22 protein-coding genes and 1 tRNA gene are annotated in these 24,752 nt (G+C 48.4%); 11 read left to right on the top strand and 12 right to left on the bottom strand.

What is annotated here, in order from left to right:
• Positions 1-62 precede the first annotated feature (62 nt).
• On the bottom strand, positions 63-479 hold the full coding sequence (locus AC5FXQ_RS15440) for a BrxA/BrxB family bacilliredoxin (protein ID WP_493603319.1): 417 nt from the start codon (positions 477-479) through the stop codon (positions 63-65).
• A 269-nt stretch (positions 480-748) separates the two neighbouring features.
• On the opposite strand from AC5FXQ_RS15440, the gene AC5FXQ_RS15435 reads away from it, so the two are divergent.
• Positions 749-1,105 carry a hypothetical protein gene (locus AC5FXQ_RS15435; RefSeq protein WP_493603315.1) on the top strand — a complete coding sequence of 119 codons (357 nt, stop codon included), beginning with the start codon at positions 749-751 and terminating at the stop codon, positions 1,103-1,105.
• Between the two features lie 611 nt (positions 1,106-1,716).
• Positions 1,717-2,391 (top strand): response regulator transcription factor, encoded by a 675-nt coding sequence (locus AC5FXQ_RS15430; protein ID WP_493603314.1) that lies wholly within the window; start codon positions 1,717-1,719, stop codon positions 2,389-2,391.
• Positions 2,392-2,405: 14 nt separating this feature from the next.
• Here the strand turns inward: AC5FXQ_RS15430 and AC5FXQ_RS15425 are convergent, their stop codons facing one another.
• Together AC5FXQ_RS15425 and AC5FXQ_RS15420 are read right to left on the bottom strand one after the other, a co-directional pair.
• Positions 2,406-2,711: a hypothetical protein gene (locus AC5FXQ_RS15425; RefSeq protein WP_493603313.1), complete on the bottom strand. Its 306-nt coding sequence runs from the start codon at positions 2,709-2,711 to the stop codon at positions 2,406-2,408.
• A gap of 211 nt (positions 2,712-2,922) precedes the next feature.
• On the bottom strand, positions 2,923-6,909 hold the full coding sequence (locus AC5FXQ_RS15420) for a chemotaxis protein CheB (protein ID WP_493603312.1): 3,987 nt from the start codon (positions 6,907-6,909) through the stop codon (positions 2,923-2,925).
• A 221-nt stretch (positions 6,910-7,130) separates the two neighbouring features.
• On the opposite strand from AC5FXQ_RS15420, the gene AC5FXQ_RS15415 reads away from it, so the two are divergent.
• Both AC5FXQ_RS15415 and AC5FXQ_RS15410 read left to right on the top strand, forming a co-directional pair.
• Entirely contained in the window at positions 7,131-8,171 is a 1,041-nt protein-coding gene (locus AC5FXQ_RS15415; RefSeq protein ID WP_493603311.1) for a chemotaxis protein CheB, read from the top strand.
• Between the two features lie 306 nt (positions 8,172-8,477).
• The gene (locus tag AC5FXQ_RS15410; protein ID WP_493603310.1) at positions 8,478-8,819 is read left to right on the top strand and encodes a hypothetical protein; all 342 of its coding nucleotides are present in this window, start codon (positions 8,478-8,480) and stop codon (positions 8,817-8,819) included.
• Positions 8,820-9,079: 260 nt separating this feature from the next.
• Here AC5FXQ_RS15410 and AC5FXQ_RS15405 read toward each other — a convergent pair whose 3' ends face one another.
• Complete coding sequence (locus AC5FXQ_RS15405; protein WP_493603309.1) at positions 9,080-9,433, bottom strand: hypothetical protein; 354 nt, start codon at positions 9,431-9,433, stop codon at positions 9,080-9,082.
• A gap of 420 nt (positions 9,434-9,853) precedes the next feature.
• Between AC5FXQ_RS15405 and AC5FXQ_RS15400 the strand changes: the two genes are divergently transcribed.
• On the top strand, positions 9,854-10,213 hold the full coding sequence (locus AC5FXQ_RS15400; protein WP_493603308.1) for a hypothetical protein: 360 nt from the start codon (positions 9,854-9,856) through the stop codon (positions 10,211-10,213).
• A gap of 23 nt (positions 10,214-10,236) precedes the next feature.
• A complete protein-coding gene (locus tag AC5FXQ_RS15395; protein WP_493603307.1) occupies positions 10,237-10,491 on the top strand; it encodes a hypothetical protein in 255 nt (84 codons plus the stop codon).
• 278 nt (positions 10,492-10,769) lie between these two features.
• On the opposite strand, the gene AC5FXQ_RS15390 is transcribed toward AC5FXQ_RS15395, so the two are convergent.
• Positions 10,770-10,843: transfer RNA gene (locus AC5FXQ_RS15390), tRNA-Arg, on the bottom strand.
• Between the two features lie 67 nt (positions 10,844-10,910).
• Positions 10,911-11,630 (bottom strand): TVP38/TMEM64 family protein, encoded by a 720-nt coding sequence (locus AC5FXQ_RS15385; RefSeq protein WP_493603306.1) that lies wholly within the window; start codon positions 11,628-11,630, stop codon positions 10,911-10,913.
• 186 nt (positions 11,631-11,816) lie between these two features.
• Between AC5FXQ_RS15385 and AC5FXQ_RS15380 the strand changes: the two genes are divergently transcribed.
• Complete coding sequence (locus tag AC5FXQ_RS15380; protein WP_493603305.1) at positions 11,817-12,956, top strand: cystathionine gamma-synthase; 1,140 nt, start codon at positions 11,817-11,819, stop codon at positions 12,954-12,956.
• Between the two features lie 76 nt (positions 12,957-13,032).
• A complete protein-coding gene (locus AC5FXQ_RS15375; protein WP_493603304.1) occupies positions 13,033-13,557 on the top strand; it encodes a DUF6141 family protein in 525 nt (174 codons plus the stop codon).
• 79 nt (positions 13,558-13,636) lie between these two features.
• On the opposite strand, the gene AC5FXQ_RS15370 is transcribed toward AC5FXQ_RS15375, so the two are convergent.
• The 3 genes from AC5FXQ_RS15370 to AC5FXQ_RS15360 all read right to left on the bottom strand — a co-directional run bounded on the left by AC5FXQ_RS15370 (position 13,637) and on the right by AC5FXQ_RS15360 (position 15,546).
• Positions 13,637-14,353 carry an OmpA family protein gene (locus AC5FXQ_RS15370; RefSeq protein WP_493603303.1) on the bottom strand — a complete coding sequence of 239 codons (717 nt, stop codon included), beginning with the start codon at positions 14,351-14,353 and terminating at the stop codon, positions 13,637-13,639.
• A 331-nt stretch (positions 14,354-14,684) separates the two neighbouring features.
• Entirely contained in the window at positions 14,685-15,050 is a 366-nt protein-coding gene (locus tag AC5FXQ_RS15365; RefSeq protein ID WP_493603302.1) for a SpoIIAA family protein, read from the bottom strand.
• Positions 15,051-15,153: 103 nt separating this feature from the next.
• Positions 15,154-15,546 (bottom strand): DUF5329 family protein, encoded by a 393-nt coding sequence (locus AC5FXQ_RS15360; protein WP_493603301.1) that lies wholly within the window; start codon positions 15,544-15,546, stop codon positions 15,154-15,156.
• Between the two features lie 145 nt (positions 15,547-15,691).
• Between AC5FXQ_RS15360 and AC5FXQ_RS15355 the strand changes: the two genes are divergently transcribed.
• A complete protein-coding gene (locus tag AC5FXQ_RS15355; protein WP_493603300.1) occupies positions 15,692-17,620 on the top strand; it encodes a hypothetical protein in 1,929 nt (642 codons plus the stop codon).
• A 44-nt stretch (positions 17,621-17,664) separates the two neighbouring features.
• Positions 17,665-18,159: a DUF421 domain-containing protein gene (locus AC5FXQ_RS15350; RefSeq protein WP_493603299.1), complete on the top strand. Its 495-nt coding sequence runs from the start codon at positions 17,665-17,667 to the stop codon at positions 18,157-18,159.
• 84 nt (positions 18,160-18,243) lie between these two features.
• Here AC5FXQ_RS15350 and trxA read toward each other — a convergent pair whose 3' ends face one another.
• Positions 18,244-18,570, bottom strand: coding sequence for a thioredoxin (trxA, locus tag AC5FXQ_RS15345; protein ID WP_076669473.1), 327 nt, complete (start codon positions 18,568-18,570; stop codon positions 18,244-18,246).
• Positions 18,571-19,145: 575 nt separating this feature from the next.
• On the opposite strand from trxA, the gene AC5FXQ_RS15340 reads away from it, so the two are divergent.
• Entirely contained in the window at positions 19,146-19,532 is a 387-nt protein-coding gene (locus AC5FXQ_RS15340; protein WP_493603298.1) for a hypothetical protein, read from the top strand.
• Between the two features lie 100 nt (positions 19,533-19,632).
• On the opposite strand, the gene dnaE is transcribed toward AC5FXQ_RS15340, so the two are convergent.
• Positions 19,633-23,256, bottom strand: coding sequence for a DNA polymerase III subunit alpha (gene dnaE / locus AC5FXQ_RS15335; protein ID WP_493603297.1), 3,624 nt, complete (start codon positions 23,254-23,256; stop codon positions 19,633-19,635).
• A 214-nt stretch (positions 23,257-23,470) separates the two neighbouring features.
• Complete coding sequence (locus tag AC5FXQ_RS15330; protein ID WP_493603296.1) at positions 23,471-24,556, bottom strand: mechanosensitive ion channel family protein; 1,086 nt, start codon at positions 24,554-24,556, stop codon at positions 23,471-23,473.
• Between the last annotated feature and the right edge of the window lie 196 nt (positions 24,557-24,752).

Raw genomic sequence — 24,752 nt, 5'->3', positions numbered from 1 at the left:
TGATAAAAACAAAGGCCGGTGTTTCTCAAAACACCGGCCTTTTTGTTGAGATGGGCTAAGAGCTAGCAGTAAGCCTCAAAAGCGCCTTGCAGGTTGTCTACAATGCGGTTCAGTTCGTTGCCCTCGATGTGGTAACGCTCGATCATGTGCACCAGTTCGCCGTCTTTGAACAGGGCGATAGAAGGTGATGACGGCGGGTAAGGCAGCATGAACTCACGTGCCTTGGCCACAGCGTCCTGCTCCATACCTGCAAACACAGTGATCATTTTAGCAGGGCGCTTCTCAGAAGAGGCTACGGCCATTTTAAGGGCAGGGCGTGCTTTAGAAGCGGCACAGCCACATACTGAGTTCACAGCAACCAGCACAGTACCTTCTTTTGACGAAAGCACCTGCTCTACTTCTTCTGCGGTCATCAGTTGTTCGAAGCCTGCAGAGGTCAGGTCTTCGCGGATCGGAGCGACCATATATTCAGGATACATTCCCATGATTATCAGCTTTAAAATTAAAAGATAATTGATACTGCAAAATTAATCATAATTCTGCAGAAAGGCTACAGACCAGAAGTATAGACTGAATAGGGAACTTAAAATATATCTTTTTGTATAGTTTTGAGAATATGCATTTTAGCTAAACAGAAGACAAAGAAGTAGGGTATACACTTTTATTCCGGTGTGCTTCGTGTAAGGCTATATTCGGCGTGCATGGCTGTCCGGGATATTGTGCGCGACCATTGGCTTAAGACCTGACTATGTACCCACACCCTTACCCACATACCTCCGGCATAAAAAAGCTCCATCAGGTAGCCTACTTCTATATGCCTGCCAACGATGAGCGACCTGCCGAACTTATCCAAATCCTGAACTGTGACCGTACCTACATTCACGTGCCCATGCGTGAAGAAGACGTGACACTGGACGCCTTTTTTGTCCGTGATATGACGGAGGCCGAGAGACGTAATTTTAGTGGAAACCAGACATGGCAGATCTTCGTGCATTGGGACGAGCTGCACGAAGACCATGTGCGCTACAAGGTAGATTCGAAAGTGATGAAAGAACTAGAGCATTTCAAGCAGAAATTCCCGTTGCCTGAAGGTATGGCGGCGTAACTGCCAGCCAGCAGAAGGGGCTAAAATCAGATTATAACATAGTTTACCGGGAATTATACTTACTGATTGATGTAAAGCTGTATTTGTGCGTATAAAACATGTAATTAACACGCTAAAGCCTCCTCTCTTCAGAACCCCTCCTCAAATACCAGTATAAGATAATGTATGGCATGTAATACTAAGAAACATAACATGCCATAGAAGGCCTGGAGGAAAGTGCCCCTTTTGTGGCCTTGAGGTCGGTTTTTCACCTGATATTTAACTTCCTGTTTAGCAAAGATTGTTTCTATAGGCTAATTACGGAGATACCAGCAACGACCTGCGGATAGATTTGGAGAATGAGCACCAGTTGTTCCTACTCGTGCTTCTTCGCTTTTTTTAGTACATTTGATTAATAAGTAAAGTGGCCTGTTGCTCTTAAGGTGTTTAAATATAAGTGATTATGTCTGTTTCTGTAGTGGGGACTTATTAAGTTCCGGAATACAATCCAGTCCAGGCCAGAACAGGTTATTTAAGCACATCACATTTCAGTAACTCTTAGGAGGATATTAATAGTTGTATTATTACAGTAGCCCAGGATACTTTCATTGCCATCAGAATATAACCTACCTATGGAAGAGCAAAAGCTTATCAAAGTTATCATAACAGAAGATCATATCATCTTGCGACAGGGTCTTAAAGCGCTGCTGAATGAGGACAGTGAAATAGAAGTGGTAGGAGAGGCAAGTAACGGTGCTAAACTACTGGATCTGCTGGCACAAGTACCTGCCGATGTGGTGCTTATGGATATTAACATGCCTGAAATGGATGGTTTTGAAGCCACTGAACGTGTTATAGTAGCCTATCCTGAAACGAAAGTACTTGCGCTTTCAATGCTCAACAGCCTGCCTTATGTGCAAAAGATCATGAATTGTGGGGCCTCTGGTTATATCTTAAAAACCACTGGGAAAGATGAGTTGCGCTCTGCCATAAAACTTGTAGCGGGAGGCACAAATTATATCTGTAGCGAACTATCTATTAAGATGCTCTCTAATTCTATGTCGCCGGTAGCTACCAAAAATGAGAAAGTGGAACAGTCGGGGTTGTCGAAGCGGGAAATAGAGGTGTTGACCTTGATTGCAGAAGGATTCACAAATGCAGAAATTGCAGATAAGCTATTCACCAGTAAACGAACGATAGAAACTCATCGCCAGAACATACTTGAGAAAACCGGGGCCAAGAATACAGCCAACCTTGTAAAGTATGCCATCGGGCACAAAATCATTGATGCAGATATCTCTGAATAGGCATTCAGGATCTTTTACTGCTTCTTTGAATTGCCTGCTTTGAGCGCCATGCGCTCCAGCGTTGCATGTGCATTCAGCAAGCTCTTCAGCATGTTGTAATCATAGGATTTGTAAGTAATCCCATCTATTTCAGAGAAGAATATTTGCAAGGTATAAAGTAGCTCAGGCGTGAGTTCTACTGTTTTTGTCTCCTCCCCATCAGAAGGCTTTGGTTGTACAAGTAACCCACTAGGTCCAACCTTAACTTCAAAGGTGTCGACCTTGCCTGCGGCCTGTTTATCCTCAAATTCCTGAAGCAATGCGTGCACCTTCTCAATCATCCTTCCTCTACATTATGTGAGCGAGTTTACTTTCAGCTATTTTCTGTAAGCTTAGCTTAAAGGTAGGCTTTGTAAAAAGTATCTGCATCAGTAGAATTACTGAAGTATGTTGTTATAAATGCTCAAATTATAGGCTTTTCTATTTTTAATCAGAAAATCCAGAGGTTTAGCTTGCTAGCGTAGCGTATTAAAAAAATACGCACGAAGCAGATCAGCTCGTCTTGTTCAGGTGGTCCTGGGTGAAGGTGATCTGAACCAGGCAACCCTTGCCAGCTTTAGTAGCTATATCAAATTCACCATCCAGCAAATTGATCCTGTTCTTAATGCTTTTCAGGCCAACTCCTGTCTTATTTTGCAGGTCTTTCTGGTCTATCCCTTTGCCATTGTCACGAACACTCAGATGAACATCTTTACCGTCTACTGTTAGCGCCACATCTGCTTTGGTTGCGCCTGAGTGCTTGACCACATTGTTCAATAGCTCCTGTATAATTCTGTACACAGATAGGGAGGTAGGATAATCCAGTTTATTATCCGGAATCATCAGATTCGATGTAATCCGCAGTTGTGGACTTTTAAACCTGTTAATGATCTCTTCTATGGCAGTTTTAAGCCCAAATTCTTTCAGAATGGTAGGCGTCAGCTCAAAAGAGATATTACGGGTGATTTGAATGCCCTCTTTCAGAAACTGATCTACACTGTCCTTTGTCGTTTTTTGATGTGCAGTACTCGTTTCCAGGTTATCCAGCCTGAGCTTTGCCGCATAAAGTACCTGCCCGAGGCCGTTGTGCAAAGCCTCCGATATACGGCTACGCTCTTCCTCCTGTGTCTGAAGTATCGTATTTAATGTTTCACGCTGCTGCGACAGCTTTAATTTTATAGTGGCTTCTTCGGCTTCTTTTTGGTCCTGTATGTCAGTGGCAGTTCCTATCCAGAGAGTTATGTTACCATGTTCATCTTTAACAGGAACATCCTTTATCAGGTGCCACCGATACTTATTGTCGGCTTTACGATGTATGCGAGCCTGTGTATTAAGGACTTCTCCTGTCTCCAGACATCGTTTGTAATCCGGGATCAAGGTTTTCAGGTCATCCGGGTGAAAAGCAATTTGCCATCCCCAGCCTTCCGATTCCTCGCTTGTAAGGCCTGTATAGTCGTACCAGAATTTGTTGAAGGAATTGTTTTCGCCACTTGGTTTATTTGTCCAGGTAATGTGGGGCACAGCTTCCAGCAAGCTTTTAAAGCGGTCGGCATTTTGTCTTAGCTCTTCCTGCTGCTGTTGTACGGCCTGCTCGTTTAGTTTTCGCTCCGTTATGTCCTGTAGGGTAAGTACCAGGGCATCGCCAAATTTTACCGCTACCACATGCAGCCATACCACTTTCTGGTTTATTTCCTGCATCAGCTCTGTATCAAGCGGCTCACCTGTTTCCACAACCATTACCATCCTCTCAAATACCCCCTGTTCCATTAGTTTCGGGTATTTGTTCCAAAGCGTTCTGTCTATCAGTTTGCTTTCCGGCCTGTCGAACAGAACCTTTGCCTTTTGGTTAACAGTGCTGATGCTGAAATCTGTGATCACGTCGGCAGTGGATCTGATCGATTTTAGCGCAAGTATAGCGTTAGGAGAGCTGTGCAGTATACCTGCATGCAGCAGGTGCATGGTCTTCAGCTCGTTTATCTGGATAAAGATGATAATGGCACCGTCAATCCTGCGCTCCTGCGTAATGTAAGGCAGTATCCGCATCTGGTACCACACCCCGTTCTTGTCCTGTAATTCTTTCTCAATTACCTGGTTGCTGTTAATAACATGCTTTATGTCTTCTGTTAGCGAGTCATAGCGCAGATTATTGGAGATATGATCGATAGAGCGGCCAATGTCGCTTTCGATAAGGTTGATAAGGCGCGTAGCAGATGGCGTATACTTGCGGATGATCAGTTTACGGTCTACAAAGATCTGCCCGATGTCGGTGCTTCGGAAGTAATTGTTCAGGTCATCGTCAAGCTCGATAAGTGCTTTTATTTTATACTGGTGCTCAGTATTGATAGTATGCAGCTCTTCGTTCAGCGATTGCAGTTCCTCGTTGGTGCTTTGCAGCTCCTCGTTCGATGACAGTAGTTCTTCGTTGGTGCTTTGCAGTTCTTCGTTTGCGGTTTCGAGTTCTTCTACTACAGCCTGCAGATCGTCTTTTGTATACTGCAGTTCCTGTTCCAGCTCATCTACACGCGCTTTATACTGACTCTCGCTTACTACTACTACCTGGTCTGGTTTGAGCGGAATACGCGGCTGCTCTTCTGAGAACAGAACAAGAATGTAACGCTGGAGCTGCTTCTTATCTGCCAGACAGGGTTTGACAACTACATTAATGTAACGCAGATGATTGCCCTCATGCACCTGTATGTTATGCGCTACAATTTTTTCTTTTTCTATCGTGGCCTTGCGCAACATGGCACCCAGGCTCACGGCGAGGTCCTGTGGAACCAGTTTCAGCAGGTTAAAGGTAAAACTCTGTTCAGGCAGGTCCAGGAATTTCTTGAACTTCCCGGAGCCATGCAGTACGTCATAGTTTTCGTCTATGTACACGGCAGCGACACCATATTCTTCCAGCACGGTTTCGCTTAGCACTTCGTTAAAGCTATGCTGCAGTACCTGTTTGGCCGTCAGGTCGCGGGACAGGGTGGGCAGCGAGGTAATGACGGGGCGGTTGCTCAAACTACCCGAAAATGTTTCTGACATCCCTAGAGAGCGTGCTGGCTCCGTGTTCCGGAAGATCTTCCACTTTTTGTTTACTTCTCTAAAACTCTTCAGATCTCCTACACTCTCGCTGGATCCCAGGAACAGGTAACCTTGCATGACCAGGGCATAATGAAACTTTTCGATCACTCGCTTCTGCAGCATTGGGTTCAGGTAGATGAGCATATTGCGGCAGCTCACCATATCTATCCTGCTGAAAGGAGGATCGTTGGTGACGTTATGGGGCGAGAAAATAACCATACGGCGCACCCGCTGTGCCACCCTGTATTTGCCATCTTCCTTTATAAAGTAATTGTTCAGCCTGTCTTCTGAAACGTCAGATATGCTGCCCTGTGTATATAAGCCTTTACTTGCAAAATCAAGCGCTTCGCGGTCAATGTCAGATGCAAAGATTTTAACTTCGAGCTCTTTTTTTACTTTGTCCAGGTACTCACGCACCAATATGGCAATAGAGTAGGCCTCTTCGCCGGTGGAGCAGCCTGCCACCCAGATACGGAGCTGATCATTGTGCTTTTTCCCGTCTATGATACCCGGAATAATAGTGCTGGCCAGGAAATCATAGGCTTCTTCGTCGCGGAAGAACTTGGTTACCCCGATCAAAAACTCCTTGCCCAGCATTTCCACTTCATCGGAGTTCATGTTCAGGTAATCGAGGTAATCCGCAAAATCATTGATGCCTTTGATATTCATGCGCCTGCTGATGCGCCGGATAATAGTGGGTTGCTTGTAATTACTGAAATCGATGCCTGTCTGCCGGTTTATCATGTCCAGTATCTGGAAAAAGGTGGCTTCTGCTTCGCTGTCAGCAAGTTCCACTAGTTTTCCACTCAAGGGGCCAAATTTTATGTAATCAAATATTTCTACGGACATCAGCTCAGGAGGAAGAATATAGTCAGCATATCCGGAATTGATAGCGCTGCGGGGCATGCCATCAAACCGGGCAGTTGTTGGGTCCTGTACCAGCACCAGGCCGCCTGCTTTTTTAATGGCCTCTACACCTTTGGTGCCGTCGTTACCCGTACCTGATAATATAACCCCGATCGCGCGCTGCTTTTTGTCCTGGGCAAGTGACGTGAAGAACGTATCGATGGTTTGAGAGCGATTCAGGTTCGTTTTATTGCTGAGCTTAAACCGGTTCCTTTCGATGATCAGTTCTTTAGTGCTGGGTATAACGTATACCCGGTTAGGCAGCAGCAGCTCATCGTGTTCAGCTTCCTGTACTTTCAGGGCAGAGTACTGTTCCAGTATCTCGGTTAACAGGTTGCGATATTCTGATGAAATGTGCTGCACAATGACATATGCTACATTATCCTGCGGTATGGTACTGAACATGGCCTCCAGAGCCTGCAGGCCGCCGGCAGAGGCGCCAATGCCAATTACATAGACTTCCTGCATCCCGCCTCTAATAACTTTGTTTGCTGAACCACTTTCTTTAGCTGCTTTTGCCATGCCTGTTTCCCGAGCCTCTGTCTTTATCTAATCTTTTATTATGCCAATTTACCAATTAATACTATAACATAACGTCTGTCAGGCGGGTGTTGTTAGTCCTGAAGTAAGGCGTTAACAGAACATGTACGTATTATAGCTTAACACTTCAATTTGATGCCCGTACATAAGTTAACTAAATAGCCTGGGCTATAGTTGCTTTGGGTAAAATGAAGCGCCACTTTATGACTGAGAACAAACTTAAGATAATTGTGATTGGAACATCGGCAGGAGGGATGCAGGCAATCACAAAGCTGCTGTCTCAGTTGCCGGAGCAATTGCCCGCAGCCATTTTTATTGTGCAGCACCTGAGTCCTGACTCGTCAGCACAATTCCTGGTAGATCGCCTAAATAAGTATACTAACCTTGTGTGTAAAGTAGCGGAGCATGAGCATGAATTTGAGCACGGAACCGTCTATTTTTCTCCTGCCGACAAGCACCTGTTGGTGAGTGGCAACAGAATGCTGGTGGTAAAAGGTCCGCGTGAAAACCAGTTCAGGCCTGCCATAGACCCCTTGTTCCGGTCGGCTGCGGCGCACCACGGTGGCAATACGATAGGCATCATCTTAACTGGCTTTATGAGCGATGGCGTGATCGGGATGGAAAGCATTAGGAGGAGCGGTGGCACAACGATCGTGCAGCACCCGGATGATGCAGAATTTTCAGTGCTGCCGGAAAATGTGATCCGGAAGGTGGATACGAACTATGTAGTGCCGCTAAGCGAAATGAGTAAATTGTTGGAAGAGCTGGCGCAGCAGCCTGCAGAGCAATCATTAACTATTCCGGCTGACATCCGGCAAGAGGCTTTAATTGTAGAACGCATTATGAACAACAGTACACAGACTAGCATCGAAGAGCTTGAAAAAGCAGGTACCCGTACAGCCTATAGTTGCCCCGACTGCGGCGGGGGCTTGTGGGAGTTGAGCCAGGAAGGAACCATAAAACGCTTCAGGTGCCATTCCGGGCACGCGTTTTCGCAGGATTCGCTATTGCAGGGTATGTCCAATGCGCTGGAAGAAACACTTTGGGTTGCCTTGCGCACTTTAGAGGAACGACGTAATATACTTATGAATATGTCTCAGAATGAAACTATTAAAGGGAATCACCGCTGGGCAAACATACAGGAAGAGCGTGTTGAAGAAATGAAAGTGCACATTGAGCGGTTACGGGAGCTCCTATCTAAGTCAACGACAGCGGATGGGGAGCATATGGGAGAGACGGCATAAGTATAGTTTAAGATAACAGCAGGTAAACAGGTTGCCAGACGTGTTGCCGTTTGTAGGGTATAAATGCGTACTTAGCTGCGTAAGACCCTTAATGTGCCGTTTAAAGTCGGTATTTACAGCCATTACTATGTTCATACTGCAAATCAGGGCGTATAGTAACGTATAGTAAGTAAATGGTTCTTTAGGGGAGCATACCTGTAGACTATTAAAACAAGTCTCTCCAGCCTTTATTCTGTAGTTGTTCTCCCTGAACCAATGTTCAAGCTGTATTCCGGCAAACCGGTATACAGAAAAAGTAGATTAGAAATGGACACTTTCCAAACCCGGCTTATAGAGGAGCTGCAAGAGCTTTCTGTAGGCTTGCTTCATAGCAACACCCTTGTAATTAAAGAGATCAGCGGTTCTTTAGTGTGCCAGTTTGTGTCGCACGGACTTGTAAATTATACGGTTATTGTAAAGTGCGAAATGCTTGGCGCAGCGCTCTGGCAGATGAGTAGTGTGGGTATCATAGATGGTACAGACTTCATGACCTTTAAGAACTTCTTCAGCAAGTTTTCATTGCACATCAAAGCCAGACAGGTATACGCCGAGCTTGGAGAGCAGCAGAAAGAGTTGAATGTGGAATGGCAAAACCTGCTGGTCGCTTAATTTTGGTAGTTGAAATACTATAGTTGACAGCTCTGGAGACGTACATTCTGTTGTACATAAGCTTACAAGGTGATGAGGGAGGACAAACTAAAAAAATGGAGCGACCAGCAGGTTTTGGTGGCCGCTCATGAATACTGGGAAGAGTACAGGCACCATAACGGAAGGCAAGACAACATACTTACGAATGCTGTGCCTCACCAAAGGGGGCTTTACCAGTCAGCTGTCAGACTTCATCAACAAACTTGGTTGAACACTAGCGCCTAAGAGCCTTTTTCAATGCTTAGCTGGTCAGGCCTCACCCGCACATAAAGCGGAGAGTCACCAGGCAATGTTGCCTCAATCCGGGTGCCGTAGAGCGACAAAGGCACAAAAGCCCTTATTTTAGCCTCCTGGGCAGCCAGCTCTTTTAGCAGTGCGTGCGAGCAGGCAGTGTTTCTGTCTGCCTGCTCCTTGTTATCTGCAAAGCGCCTGAGCGAGTCAAAGTCCAGCTGCTGCTCCTCAGCCAGGGCAGACTCTGTTACCTGAGCTCTTCGACGCACGTTGCATGTCCCTTCAATCTCCTCTCTAATCTCCAGGATCCTGCTCAGACAATAGTAAAATTGGTCTTGTGTCATTTCTTTTGGTTAATTCGGTTGTGCTGGATTTTCTGCCTAAAAGTTGGGTGAGGCAATCATCATAGTCCCGGTAGTTGGCAATGTTATTTCTCATAGGTAAAGTTTTAGCAGCGGGACGAATAAAAGCGGGGCAGCCAAGTAGCTGGTCGGCTCTGGCCATCAGGCCGAGTGAGGGGTATGGAAGTATAACAAGCGCATAGCGGGTAATAGTTTGGTAATCAGCAGCTTTATTTTCCCCGATCAGTAAGCTAGCCCTCTCCTCCTCCTGGAGAAAAATTAATTAAGACCCTAAAGATGCCAAGAGAACGCCTGGTGTACCTTTGTTTGGTGTAAATTATTTATTATCAGCTAATTGCGTTTGGGTTATTAGTCTGTCCGTATACCTAAGTAGGATAATAGAATATACCTTTTCCTGCCAATATGAAAAATAAGACCCTATTACTTGTGCTGTTCATCGGATTGCTGTCATTAGCCTCCACCTATACCTTCGCCCAGACTACGCAAGAAAGTCAAGAGAAAAAGACCGAGCGGCAGGAAGTAAAAGCTGACAAGCAGCGCCTGGAAGATGCCTCTGACCTGAGAAAGGACACAAAAGCAGACGCACGGGCTGCTAAGGCGAATGCAAGGGATGCCAAGCGCATCGACAAAGAAGCTGCCTATGCGGCCAAGCATGCCAAGCGTGCTGCCCGCATGGAGGCAAAGGCGCAGCGGAACCGAACGGAGGCCGACAAGCAGACCAAAAAAGCAGAAAAGGCATCAGCTAAGTCAGACAATAACTAATTCACCATTTAAACACAACCGCCATGACTACCTTAAACCGAAACATCGTTTTGAACACATTGATTAAGCATGAAACACTTACCATCGACGACTTTGCCAAGGAAGAGAACCTCGGCTCATCGTCCGGCGGCAATTACTCGCAACTCTTACACTTGCAACTCTTGGTAGATGAGCTGACCCAAAGCGGTCATATACATATTCTTGGCGGGGCCACTCCCTGTACTTATACTATTACGGATAAGGGGATTAGGGAAGGAGCACGGCTGGCAAAGGCATAGGTACATGGCAGAATTAAGAATTGGGCTAGTTGATCTGGTGAGCAAGCGGCCCTGCTGAAACTGAAGTACCAGCGGGCGGGCAGAGTGTTGTCTTTCCATCTCCTCAACAACCACCTTGGTATGAGAGTGATGCTTACTGGCTTTTAGCTCCATGTATAGCACTTGCCAAAAGGTAATGTTCAAATACGTAACATGCATTTGAAAAATAGCAAAGCAGTTTGTATGCAAAGTGTATGCAAATAAAAAAGGCCCTTAGATTGCTCTAAGGGCCTTTTCGGTGGTCGCGAAGGGAGTCGAACCCCTAACCTTCTGATTCGTAGTCAGATGCTCTATCCAGTTGAGCTACGTGACCATTCCGTTATTGTGATGCAAAGTAAAGGCCTTTTTTCTTGCAATGCAAGCCCTAAAGCGAATTTTTCTCAATTTTTTGCCGTCGCTTTGCGCAGCGCCCGCTTCAGGGCATGGTCAAAAATGAAGTACAGCCCGCCTATCGAAATGATAATCAGGGATATCATGAGCAGCTGACTGCCTTTGTTGCTGCCAGGGTCCTGCAATAATTTTATGACGTCGCTGGCCTGTGTGCCTATCCAGAAGAAGAAGAGTGTGCGGGGCAGCATGCCTACCATACTGGCCAGGAAGAATTTCACCTTGTCCACCTGCAGCAGCGAAAGTACGAAGTTCATGAGCGCAAAGGGTAGCACAGGCGATATACGGGTAAGAAAAATCAGGCTCCAACTCTGGTCGCGCAGTTCCTGCATCAGGTACATCGTCTTCTCAAACCGATTCAGGAAAGACATCATTTTGCCGTGATCAATAAGCCGGGCCAGGGTATAACCGATGAGCGAAGCGATACCGTACGAGACCACTACACCCGCAAAGCCAGGCCAACCGAGGTAGAAGCCACTCACCAGCGCTACAAAAGTAGTCGGGGTAAGGGCCAGCGACATGGTAATGGAGATCACCACGAAGTAAAGCAGCATCTGCGGCCAGCTCAGGTCCTGTAGCAGGGTTTCATTCTGGTACAGGTATACGGCAGCCGACGAACTCACCACTAGCGGAACTACGACCAGCAGCAACATGGAAATAAACGAAGGAGCGTTTTCCCGTATAAAAGTCCGCAGCATGGACAGTTTAGGCATAGATGGCGTTTTGGTCAAAGATAAAACCTTTCAGGCAAGGATTTGCTGAAGGTATACGTAGATAGCGGTACGGGCAACAAAATTTAAAGATATGTGCTGAGCAGCGTGAAGCTTCCTGGTGCTATCCAACTCCCGAAAGGTAAAATTACTAACTTGCAACAAGCCATTTATCAAAGAAATAAGCCTATGAAATTCGGAACAAAAGCTATACATGCCGGTGTGGAGCCGGACCCAAGCACGGGCGCTATCATGACACCCATTTACCAGACCTCTACCTACGTGCAGAAGTCGCCGGGTGACCATAAAGGCTATGAGTACTCCCGCACGCACAACCCGACACGCACGGCCCTGCAAAACGCCCTGGCTGAGCTCGAGAACGGCAAGCATGGCCTTTGCTTCGCTTCAGGTATGGCTGCCATCGATGCCATCATCAAGATGCTGAAGCCGGGCGACGAAGTGATCTCCACCAACGACCTGTATGGCGGCAGTTACCGCATCTTCACCAAAATATTCCAGAACTACGGCATCAGGTTCCTCTTCACCGATATGAGTGACCTGAGCAAGGTAGAGGCGCTGGTGAACGAGAACACCCGCATGATCTGGGTAGAGACGCCGACCAACCCGCTGCTCAACATCATCGACATCAAAGGCTGCGCTGCCATCACCAAAAAGCATAACCTGCTGCTGGTGGCCGACAACACTTTTGCGACTCCATACCTGCAGAACCCGCTCGACCTGGGGGCGGATATTGTGATGCACTCGCTCACCAAGTACATGGCGGGCCATTCCGATGTAGTGATGGGTGCCGTGATCGTGAAAGATGACGAACTGCACGAGAAGCTGGCCTTCATACAGAATGCCTGCGGCGGCACGCCCGGCCCTCAGGACTGCTTCCTGGTATTGCGTGGCATTAAGACGCTGCACATCCGTATGGAACGCCACTGCGAAAACGGCCGTGCTGTAGCGCAGTATCTCAAAAATCACCCGAAGGTAGAGAAAGTGCTGTGGCCTGGTTTGCCGGATCATCCGGGCCACCATGTAGCCAAAGAGCAGATGCGCTCCTATGGCGGCATGGTATCGTTTGCGCTGAAAGGTGACAGGATGGAAGATGCAACCGCTACACTGGAGCGCTTCAGGTACTTCTCACTGGCTGAGTCACTGGGCGGTGTGGAGTCACTGTGCGGCCACCCGGCTTCTATGACACACGCCAGTATACCTGCTGCTGAGCGGCTGAAAGCGGGGCTGAGCGACTCGCTGATTCGCCTGAGTGTAGGTATAGAGGACATCGAAGATCTGCTGGCGGATCTGGAGCAGGCCATCGGTTAATTAGTTTTCAGAAACAGACAGGTATAGCCGTTCCGCTCACAAGTGGGGCGGCTATTTGCATCAGGTATAGGTATAGATGGAAGAGCAACGCATCTTGTTCCGGGAAAAGCAGCGGTTTAAGCAGTTCTGGCTATGGGCGCTCATACTAGGTATAGCGGCTGTCTTCTGGGCGGGTTTTGTTTACCAGGTAGTGCTGGGTGGAGCATTCGGCAACAGACCTGTCACGGATATACAGCTGAGCCTGATGCTGGCGCTGATCGGCTTCGGACTGCCTTTCTTTTTCTATTACATGACCCTGACTACGGAAGTACTGCCAGGTATGCTGCAGGTGCGCTTTCGCCCTTTTCATCTGAAACCGGTCCGTATACCTTTGCACACGGTGCGTGACTTTGAAAGAGTAACCTATAACCCGATTCGGGAATATGGCGGCTGGGGTATACGCTGGGCGGCAAAAGGAAAGGCTTACAGCACGTCGGGCAGGGAAGGGGTGTTGCTGCACTTTTACAACAAGCAACCGATCCTGATTGGCTCTCAACGTGCCAAAGAATTGTTCCAGGCCATAGAGCAAGCCAAAGCCTCAGGCAAAGGTATAGCCGGGTAAACAGGCAGGTATAGGTATAGAAAAGGCCGCTGTTCGTGCTGAACAGCGGCCTTTTCTTATTTTGCTACAGGTATAGCGGTTACTTGCTGCTTTGGATACCTAGTATCTTATAGATTTCAGTGAAGTCAGGCGTCAGGATGATCTCTGTACGGCGGTTCTTTGCTTTTGCAGTAGCTGAACGACCAGTGTCAACCGGCTGGAAGTAAGCACGTCCGGCTGGCGTGATGCGGTCAGGTGACAGGCCACGCTGCGCCATCAGGCGGGTGATCTCTGTGGCACGCAGTACGCTCAGGTCCCAGTTGTCGGCGATATCTTTGGTGCCTGGTCTTACCTCTACATCATCTGTGTGGCCTTCTACCATCACGCCTACGTTCTGGTTTTTCTTCAGCACGTCTACCAGCTGGTCGAGGGCCTGCTTGCCAGTGTTGTTTACTTTCGTGCTGCCTGTAGCAAACAGAAGCTTGTCAGACATAGACACGTATACCTTGCCATCTTTGATGTTCACGCTCAGGTCGCCTTGGTTGAAGCCGGAAAGAGCTGCATTCACTTCATTGCGCAGGTTGTCCAGTACTTTTTTCTGGTCATTCATGGCACGCTCCAGTTCGGCCAGTTTCTGCTCACGCTCTCGCAGCGTGTTGCTCAGTTCTTTTTCCTTGTCACGGCTGGCTGCCTGCTCGCGCTCCAAAGCCTCTTTGCTGGCTTTCAGCTCGTCGTACTTTTTAGAGGAAACGCAGGAAGACATCAGGGCGCCGCATAGTAGCAGTGATAAAGATGCTTTTGTGAAATTAGATTTCATGTGTTTGATTGTTGATTGTGTTGTTTGTAATTGATTTTTACTGGCAACTATGGGACAAAACGAAAAATGCCGCTTGTAAAGTATAGCTGATCTTAAATTTCCCCCTTCGACAGCATCAATTTGAAAGCAAATATTATGCTAAAACTATATATTATGAGCAGCTTGCTCATAAATATTTTCACGGAAATATTTTAGTATGCAGGAGAGCGGGTGATGAAGGGCCTCAAATACAAGAAGAACCCAATACGAGCCTGAGCACGAGGTAAGAGCAGGTATAAAAAGAGAGGCAGCCAGAACGCTGGCTGCCTCTCTTTTTATTTGATTTTACTTACTACGCTTCATCCGTCTTCACCCATTCCAATGCCTTGTCGCGGTCGGGTACTTCAAAGTGCTTTACCTTTGCCGTCGTAAAAGGACTTGCCATAACAGTGAGCCAGTCCAGCCACTTGCGGTTGCCGACCAGCGCGACTTTCTTAAAATCAGCAGCATGGCGGAAATCAAACTTCAGGTCCTCCCAAAGCGCCTGCAGCGAAATTTCCTCGGCATCCTCCAGTTCTGCATATACCCGTATCTTGCCATGCTGCTTGATTTTCTCCTCCAGTATCGGAAGCATCACATCATAGTCATGGCGGTCTATGCTTCCTGCCAGGCGAAAAGCAACCAACTCGTCTCGCGACTCTTCAAGTAACTGTAGCATAGGAATCAGGTTTGTCGTCATAGATACGTAACGACGGAGGCTGCGTTCCAGTATAGCATGCTGCTTCTGCTATATATATACCTGTTTTTGTACAGTTTTAGTCTTACTCCACGGCCAGGTCGCGCAGCTGGCGAAGCAGTACGTCGCGGGTTGTGCTGGTGCTGCCGTCAGCGAACCGTATGCTGTATGGCGTACCAGAAGAAGATTGTGAGGCCAGCTCCGTGACGAATCCCTCAGCAGTTTTTACTCTTGAAGCATGCTTTTTCCATTTTGAAGATAAATGCCCGGCAGCCTTATCAGGTGAAAATTCACTGTTATCGCGTATAAAAGTGGCGCCTTCGAGGCTGCGGATATACGCAAGCAGCTTCTGAACTTTCTGGTCTTCAGACATAGTTTCGGAAGCCACGGCGCGTTCGTAAACATCTTGCGCTGCCGCCGGCTGCAATGCACCTTGGAACAATGTGATGGCAACTGCCATTAATAGTATTCTGAGCATGGTTATTGTACTCCTTTATTTTAAAAAAATCTGATCGGATGTGTATTTTTGCGATCCGATAAGGCACTTAATCTCAAGTCTTAACGTTAGGTTCAGAAGCAAAAGCTATACCTGAATTTGCCCCTGTAACGGCTATACGTATTTTATGAAGAAAATTTTCTCACTCTTTGTGATGGCGCTGGTACTGTGCCACCAGGCCTTTGCCCAGCAGAACATCGAAACCCGACTGGGTTATAGTTACAACGATAAATTTGAATTTTCGGACGAGTGGCAATACCTCTCTACCGACATATACCTGTTTAACGGCGGGCAATTCAACCGTGTGCTCAACGAGTTAGAGTCGGGGGTGAAGAAAAAGAGCAAGAAAAACTATGCCTACGAACTGGAGTACCTCTTCATTACGGCGCAGCTCAAGAACCTGAAGCTCTTCGGTAACGATCAGATCGTATACCCGCTCTTCAACTTTCACATCAATACAGACAAAAACGACTACCATACGCAAGTGAGCGATCATTTGGAAGTGGTGCGCATCATCGACAAGATGCCGCTTACCTCTGCCCAAAACAGTATCGACGCTACCATTAATGCCAAAGCAGTCACCAATCAGGATGGAGACCAGGTATTTAATCTGGTAGCGAGTCAGCTGGTGAGTTTGTCTAACCTGACCAACCCGTCAGTAGCGGTCATGTCGCTGGTGGGGGAGTTTGGAAACTTGCTGGGCTCTCGTGCCAAAAAGAAAGAGTATAAATTCAGCTCTACTATCCGCCTATACGAAGGGCAGGATTTCGACACACGACTTCACTCTGTGAAGGTATACGTGCTGGTGCCAGGCAGTGTGAAGACTGTAACGCTAAAGCCTGCCAAACTTGCCGACTACCTGAGCAAAAACTCCAACAAGCTGGATCGTAAGCAATTGGAGGATGCCATTGGCTATAAGGAATATCCGTACATCGTGGTCGCCAATTACAAGTCGCTCTACAAAGTGGATGTGCTGACAGGCGATGAAGTGACCATGGACCTGATCGAGAAGCGCAAGCAAAAGATCCAGACGGCCTATGATACCAAGTTGATGAACGACGAGACGTACCGTCAGGAGAAGCTGTATGTAGAGTACCTGCGCATCTTCGCCGAGATGAAGCAGAACCTGAACGCCTATCGCCTCAACTACCGCAATAACTCTCCGGAGATCAACGCCAAGAACCTTTTTGGTATCATGCAGGAGTACAAGCGCATGAAAACTGCTTTTGAGGCGCGCGAAAAGGAGTTTGACAAGAACAGCACTTATAAGAACATCTTCCGCTCGGAATATGAGTCTATCATGGCCAATGCGGATCTATACCTGGATGCTGATCACAACTTAAAGAACGCGAAGGTGCTGGTGAACACGCTGCAGGAACTGGAGAACAACCCGAAAGCCTGGGATACACCGGCCAAACGCGAAGCCGCGCTGGCCAGGCTGTCCTCGGTGGAGTTGCCGCGTGCCGACTACCTGTCGGCTTCGGTAGAGGGAGAGGCCATTGTGCGCCTGACCAAGAGGCTGGAGGACATGCAGTACCGCGAAGTGTTTGAGAAAGAAGTAAAGAAACTAGCCGATACACAGGCCTCTGACGAGACTCTGACGATGCGCAATGCCCTGCAGGATAAAGCCAACACGAGTAACTGCCTGAGCTGTCGTGAAAAAGTGCGTGATGCGGTGAGTGACTACAACAAACGCTACGAAAGCTTCAGGCTGAAAGAGGAAACCAAAGAGATGAGCAAGCTACAGAGTGCGGCCGAACAGCAGGTTCTGCGCCACCTGCGCTGGCAGCTGTGCTTCGACAATAACCTGCAGGCCGTAGCGGTGGCCAGTTCCGACAGTAACATGGACCAGTACTATACCAAGCTAGGTGAGAAAAGCAGCGCCTTTGCAGCTACTATAAAAGAACTGGAAACTCTTGCCAAGAACGAACCTGAGAACCCACGTCTTCAGCAGGTACAAGCCTATAACAAGCAGCTGACAAACCTGATGAAGGAGGTGGAGCAGCATTATGCCATGCTCTGCCAGCTCGACAAGAAACTCTGCGATTGCCAATAGTATGAGAAGAACATTACCATGCTATCACCCGTTGGGGAAAGCATATGGAAGAGTTCTTTAATACGGCTTTTGGGATAAGGGATGAGACGCTGACCTGGTGGCAAATGTCAATCCGGGCTGTGGGCGTCTTTTTTGCAGCTCTTGTGATCATGCGTATTGGGAGCCAGCGCATCTTTGGCAAGCATACCGCTTTTGATATTGTGCTGGGTATCATCTACGGCTCCATCCTGAGCCGCGCAATTACAGGCAATGCCCCTTTCTGGCCTACACTTTGCGCAGCCTTGGTGCTGGTGTTGCTGCATAGGTTTCTCGCCTTTATGGCTTACAGCACCTCCGGCCCGTTTGGCAACTTCATAAAAGGAAAGCCGGTTATGCTGGTAAAGGACGGGAAGGTGCAGGATGAGGAGCTCAGGAAGAACAGCCTGACAGAGAATGACCTGCAGGAGGCCATGCGTAAAGGAGGCGTGACGAAGATAGAAGAAATTGAGTCAGCTTGCCTGGAGCGGAGTGGCGACATTAGCATCATCAAGAGAAGCTGAGTGTTCTTTATACCTTTATCATAATAAAAGGCAAGGCCTCTCCCGATTAGGGAGAGGCCTTGCCTTTTACGTATTTTGTGTGACTTACGCCATCTGCGCATCCAGCTTGCCAGCTAGTACGTTTTTAGGCACAGCGCCTACCTGCTTGTCCACAACCTGTCCGTTTTTGAAAACAAGGAGTGTCGGGATGCTGCGGATACCGAACTTGGCAGAAGTCTGTGGGTTGGCGTCTACGTCTACTTTACCGATCACGGCTTTGCCTTCGTACTCGCCAGCCAGCTCTTCTACGATCGGGCCTACCATGCGGCACGGACCGCACCACTCTGCCCAAAAGTCTACCAGTACAGGTTTATCTGAATTGATGATCTCATCAAAATTAGCGTCAGTAATTTCTAATGCTTTGTTAGCCATAACTTTAACGTTTTGTTGGTTAAATTCTGTGTTTTAAATATAGTAACATTTTATAGCTTGTCAAATTTGAGCCCAAACTAGCTTTGCCTGACAAGCTGTCCTGTTCCCGGGTAATTCCCGCTGCAAATTTAGAACTTATACATACGTCTTTTGCAAGACGAGGGTATATTTATTTGTATAAACAAATGTTGCAGATAAAAGTTGCAGAAGCAAGCCAACGATAAAAATAAAGCGTGCAAAGAACTTTTCAGTAACTCAAAATATTATCTTTAGTTAATAAAGGCTATAGTGGCAATTGTTTAATTGTAGTGGTCAAGGTTTTATAAAGCTTATAACCCGACGAGTCGATGAAGGTTAGGTACATTTTAGCGCTGTGTCTGTTGTTGCTTATAAGCCGGGGAATCTGCGCACAAGGTACAGAGGGAGAAGATAGTATAGTGATAAGGGCTAATGCATTTAAGCTTAATATAATACCTCTGTTCATAGGGTCTTTCAATGTGTCTTACGAGCGGCATGTTACTCCATATTTTGCAGGAGCATTAACAGCTACTGCTTATCCGAGGCGACTCACTTTGATGAAAGACGATTTTTCTTCTACGTATGCGATCACATCTGATTTTAAATTCTATCCAAAGGGAAAATCTCTCAATGGATTTTATGCAGGGCCCTACCTGAAGTACCGCTTGCGCATAAACAACGAAAGAGAAGGAGGAAGTGGCTTTTGGCTTTTCAGCGAGCCCGACCGGGAATACGAGGAGTGGGCAGGGTACGGTGCTGGTGCAATGATGGGATACCAGCAAGTGAAGCCTAAAGGTTTTGTTATTGATTTGTTCTGGGGAATAGGTTACCATTTTCACCAGGATCTGATCAGTAAATCAAATTATACGAAGGAAGAGATAGAGTACCACAAACCCTCACCTTATGACCTTCGGCTCGGTATGTCGCTCGGCTACGCCTTTTAAAGCAAAAAGGTATGCCACTTTCGCAGCATACCTTTCTATACCTGAAGAGACAAGGACGATTCAACTCTTAATTTCCCCTGTCTCCAAATTCTCAAATCGCTTACAACAGCTTACATTCTCCCAATCCCAAATCCTTGATCTGACCTAGGAAGAGCTTTGGATCAATGCGGTACTTGCGGGAGTAAGTTGGGAGTACCAGTTTTTCGTCCGGCACATGCAGCGTGATCTCCAATCGCTTCTGGCCCGGGCTGGTCGCGATGGCTTCTTCCAGAGCCTCAGCCAGGTTCGGAGTGAGGAGTTGCAGGTTTACATTTACCTGCACGCCCTGCGCCATCTTGTCCATCACGTCGCCTAGCAGCTGGATGTTGGTCGGCTTGAGCTCCCACTGGTCTTCGGTGCGGTAGCGCAACTGCACCTTGCCCCGGATGAACAGGTATAAACCGGTCTTCAGATAAGGCGAGAACTTCACGTAGTCTTCCCCGAACAGTGCCATCTGCAATGTGGTGTCATAATCTTCGATCGAGAACAGGGCGAACGGGTTACCGTTCTTCGCCGTCCGGATCACTACTTCCGACACCATACCGGCCACGTTAATGTCCTTGTTCTTGTGATTGGCAATATCGGCTAAAGCGGAGGTGCAGTAGGAGTCGATCTCCATTTTGAACTGGTCGAGCGGGTGGCCCGAGATGTAGAAACCTACCACCTCTTTCTCGCGGCGTAGCATTTCGGCCTGTGTCCAGGGCTGTACCTCCGGGATTTTCGGAAGTGGGGAAGCCACGGCGGCACTGCCCCCGAACAGCGACTGTTGCGCTGCCTGTTGCTCGGCCTGGTAGTTGTTGCCATAGCGAACGGCTTTCTCCAGCAAGCTGATATTCTCGCCCTCCGGCACTTCCATCAGCTGGGCGCGGTGGTATAATCCCCATGAATCGAAAGCACCGGCCAGGGCCATGCTTTCAAACGTCTTCTTATTCACGGCACGCAGGTTTACGCGCTTGGCAAAATCGAATATGTCCTGGTATGGACCGTTCTTCTCTCTTTCTGAAATGATGGCGTCTACAGCCGCTTCGCCGGTGCCTTTAATGGCAGCCAGACCGAAACGGATCTGCCCCTGCTCGTTTACGTTGAACTTGAGCAACGACTCGTTCACATCCGGACCAAGTACGGCTACACCTTGCTTACGGGCTTCCTCAATAAAGAACGTCACCTTTTTGATGTCGTTCATGTTGTTGGTCAATACTGCCGCCATGTACTCGGCAGGGTAATGAGCCTTCAGGTACCCCGTTTGGTAAGCCACCACGGAGTAAGCGGCGGAGTGTGAGCGGTTGAAGCCGTACTGGGCGAACTTCTCCATCACGTCGAACACCTCAGAGGCCTTTTTCGCAGGTATGTTGTTGATCTCAGCGGCTCCTTTGATGAACTTCTCACGCTCCTCGGCCATCTTCTTCATGTCCTTCTTACCCATCGCGCGGCGCAGCAAGTCGGCACCACCCAGTGAGTAACCGGCCAGAATCTGGGCCGTCTGCATGATCTGCTCCTGGTACACCATGATCCCGTACGAGTAATTCAGGATCGGCTCGAGCAGCTCGTGCGGGTATTCCACTTCCTCTTTGCCGTGCTTCCGGTTGATGAAGTTCGGGATAAACTGCATCGGGCCCGGACGGTAAAGGGCGTTCATGGCAATCAGGTCTTCAATGTTGGTCGGCTGCAGGTCCTTGAGGTACATGCGCATACCTTCCGACTCGAACTGGAACGTACCGATCGTGTCGCCTCGCTGGTACAGTTCGTAGGTCTTTTCGTCGTCTATCGGAATGTTGTCGATATCGATCTCCACACCATGGTTCTTCTTGATTAGCTCCATGGCATCTTTGATGATAGTCAGGGTCTTTAAACCCAGGAAGTCCATCTTCAGCATGCCCGCACTCTCGATTACCTTGCCATCGAATTGCGTTACGAGCAGGTCGGAGTCTTTGGAGGTCGAAACCGGTATGTAATTGGTAATGTCGTCCGGAGCGATGATCACACCCGCAGCGTGTATACCTGTGTTTCGCACTGAGCCTTCCAGCTTTTCAGCCAGTTTCAGTACGGCAGCGCGTGCGTCGTCTCCTTCGCGTATGGCAGCCAGCTCCAGGTTCTCCATAAAGGCCTTAGCCAGTGTGGTGCCCGGAGTGTCCGGCACCATCTTGGCCAGTTCGTTGGCCTCGGCGAGCGGCAGGGAAGTAGAGCGTGCCACGTCTTTGATCGACGACTTGGCAGCCATGGTACCGAAGGTGATGATCTGGGCTACCTGCGTTTTGCCATACTTGTCCACCACGTAGTCGATCACGCGCTGACGGTTCACGTCGTCAAAGTCGATATCAATATCGGGCATGGACACACGCTCCGGGTTCAGGAATCGCTCGAAAAGGAGATTATACTTGATCGGGTCGATGTTGGTGATACCGATACAGTAGGCTACCGCCGAACCGGCAGCCGAACCACGACCCGGACCTACGAACACGCCCATGTCGCGGCCACGGTTGATGAAGTCCTGCACGATCAAAAAGTAACCGGCAAAACCCATGGTCTTGATCACGTGCAACTCAAAGTCTAGTCGCTCTGTAACCTCAGCCGTGATCTCAGAATAGCGCTTGGCAGCACCTTCGTAAGTCAGGTGGCGCAGGAAAGCATCGGCATCGGCGTGCTCAGGCGGTATAGGGAAGTTCGGGAGTAGAATGTCGCGCTTCAGTACAGGAGGCGTGATCTTGTCTACGATCTCGTTGGTATTGTCTACAGCCTCCGGCACATCTTGGAAGAGCTGGTTCATCTCAGCCTGCGTCTTGAAGTAGAACTGGTCATTCGGAAAACCAAAACGGGTTTTCGGGCCAGCCTCGTCAATGCGCTGCAGCATCTGGCGCACGTTCATGTGGTTGCTATACTTGCTGCGCACGTTCTCCACGGTGTCGTAGATCACCTTCTGGTCGTCGCTCAGGAAGCGGTAGTATTTCGTGGCAAAGTCACCCACCGGGGTGCTTTGGTCCTCGCCTGTGTTCACACAAAGCAGAATGTCGTGCGCATTCCAGTCCTCCTGGTCCACATAGTGGGAGTCGTTAGTGCAAATCACCTTGCAGTTATACTTCTGCGCCCACTTCAACAGCACCTGGTTGATGTCCTCCTGGCTCTTACCCGTGCCGTCGATGTTCATCAGGCCGTGGCGCTGTATCTCGATGTAGTAGTCTTCACCGAACACATCCAGCCACCACTTGAAGATTTCCTCGGCCTCTTCTTCGCTTTTCCAAAGTATAGCCTGCGGCACCTCGGCACCAATGCAGCAGCTGGTGGCGATCAGGCCTTTGCTATACTTGAGCAGCAGTTCCTTGTCGATGCGCGGCCATTTGCTGTATACCCCCTCAATGTAAGAAAGGGAGCAAAGCTTGGCCAGGTTCTGGTAACCCTCCTGATCCTTGGCGAGCAGCAACTGGTGGTGGCGTACGTCTTTCTGTTCCTTTGTAAAGGTTTTGAGATGGCGATCGGCAACCAGATAAAACTCACAGCCCACGATCGGCTTCACGTTATACTTGTTGGCCTCGTTGACAAAGTTGAAAGCGGCGAACATGTTACCGTGGTCGGTCATGGCAACAGCGGGCATGCCATCGGCCTGCGCCTTTTTCATGAGTGCGCTGATGCTGGCCTGACCGTCGAGCAGGGAATACTGGGTATGGGTGTGTAAATGCGAAAAAACAGGCAAGACTATAGAGAATTAATAATGACGAATGATGAATTAAATATGACACGCAGGTATAGTTCTCTTTGTACCATCGGTCATTTTCGGGATGTTAAAATTACAGAAAATTGGCCGGCTGCCCAAACCAAAAACAGTCCTGCAGCAAAACAAAAACGCGGCGGAAATAGTCCCGCCGCGCCTTGCTATTTTGACTTTGCCTGGCCTTCAAAATATTAGGTTAAAACATCCGCTGTGCTTCGTTTTCGACCGACTGCTTTTCGTTCACGACATACAGTTTCTGGGTAGGGTAGGCGAACTCGATGCCGCGCTTCTCAAATTCCCGGAACAGCTGCATGTTGATGGCCTGCTGCGTGTCCATGTACTTATTGAAATCGGAAGAGAGCACATGATATACGATCACAAAATCGAGGGAGGAGTCGCCGTAAGAGGAAAAGTGTGCCCGGTCAAACTCAGCCAGTTCCTGTGCCGTGATAATCTCTTTGATGATTTCTGGTATAGCCTCTACTTTATCAGCGGGCGTTTCATAGGTCACGCCAATGCCGAATTGTATGCGGCGGCGCTCCATGCGCTTGTAATTATGGATACGCGAGCTGGTCAGGTCGGAGTTGGAGATGATCAGCTGCTCGCCGGTCAGGCTTTTGATGTGCGTGGTCTTTACTCCAATATGTTCTATGGTGCCGCTCTTGTCGCCAAGCGCAATAAAATCGCCCACCTCAAAAGGCCGGTCCAGAAAGATGACGAAGTAGTTAAACAAGTCTCCCAAAATGTTCTGCGCAGCCAGCGCTACGGCTATACCGCCTATACCCAAACCGGCGATAATGGCGGTCAGGTCGTAGCCCATGTTATCGAACAGGAAGCCGAGGCCTATAAACCACACCACCATGTTAATGATCAGACTGATGGCCCCAATCTCGTTGGCATTGCTGCGATCATGGTGCTTTCTTTTGAAGTAAGAGCGCACCAGCATCACCAGCGTGGTCGTGATAAACCGGATCACCATAAAGGTAACAGCCACTGTGACCGCAATCTGGAAGATACCGGCAACTCTCGGGGTGAGATTCAGGGAGGTGATGCCGAGGTATATGACGATAAAGTGCACGATCGGAACACCAAAGCGGGCAAAACTCTGCACCGCATAGTCGTCGATGTTATTGTTGGTGTTCTCGGTCCACTTTCGGATGCGGATCAGAACGGAACGCCTGAAAATGGTGATGAGCAGCGAGCCCAGCAGGATGATAGCAAAGGCAATCAGGTAGTCTTGAACAGTATTGTGGAAATAGACTCTCTCTAAAAGGTCATTCATGTACTCGGGTAATGGTTGATGAAGCTTAAAGTTACAAAATATAAATAAAACCTAGCGACTGCGGAAGGTATACGGCAGCTCAAACAGGCGATTGTACAAAAGCAGATAAGAGGCCGTTCACATTTTGGTGATGATTTAGCCGGCGATTAAAAGAATTGTTTAAACTTTGGGCATGGGGCAACCCGTAAGCATGTTT

This window comes from Pontibacter sp. LHS1, from assembly GCF_058932855.1.
Note: the sequence above shows the minus strand (reverse complement) of the source record. Positions and strands in the feature narration are given on the sequence as shown.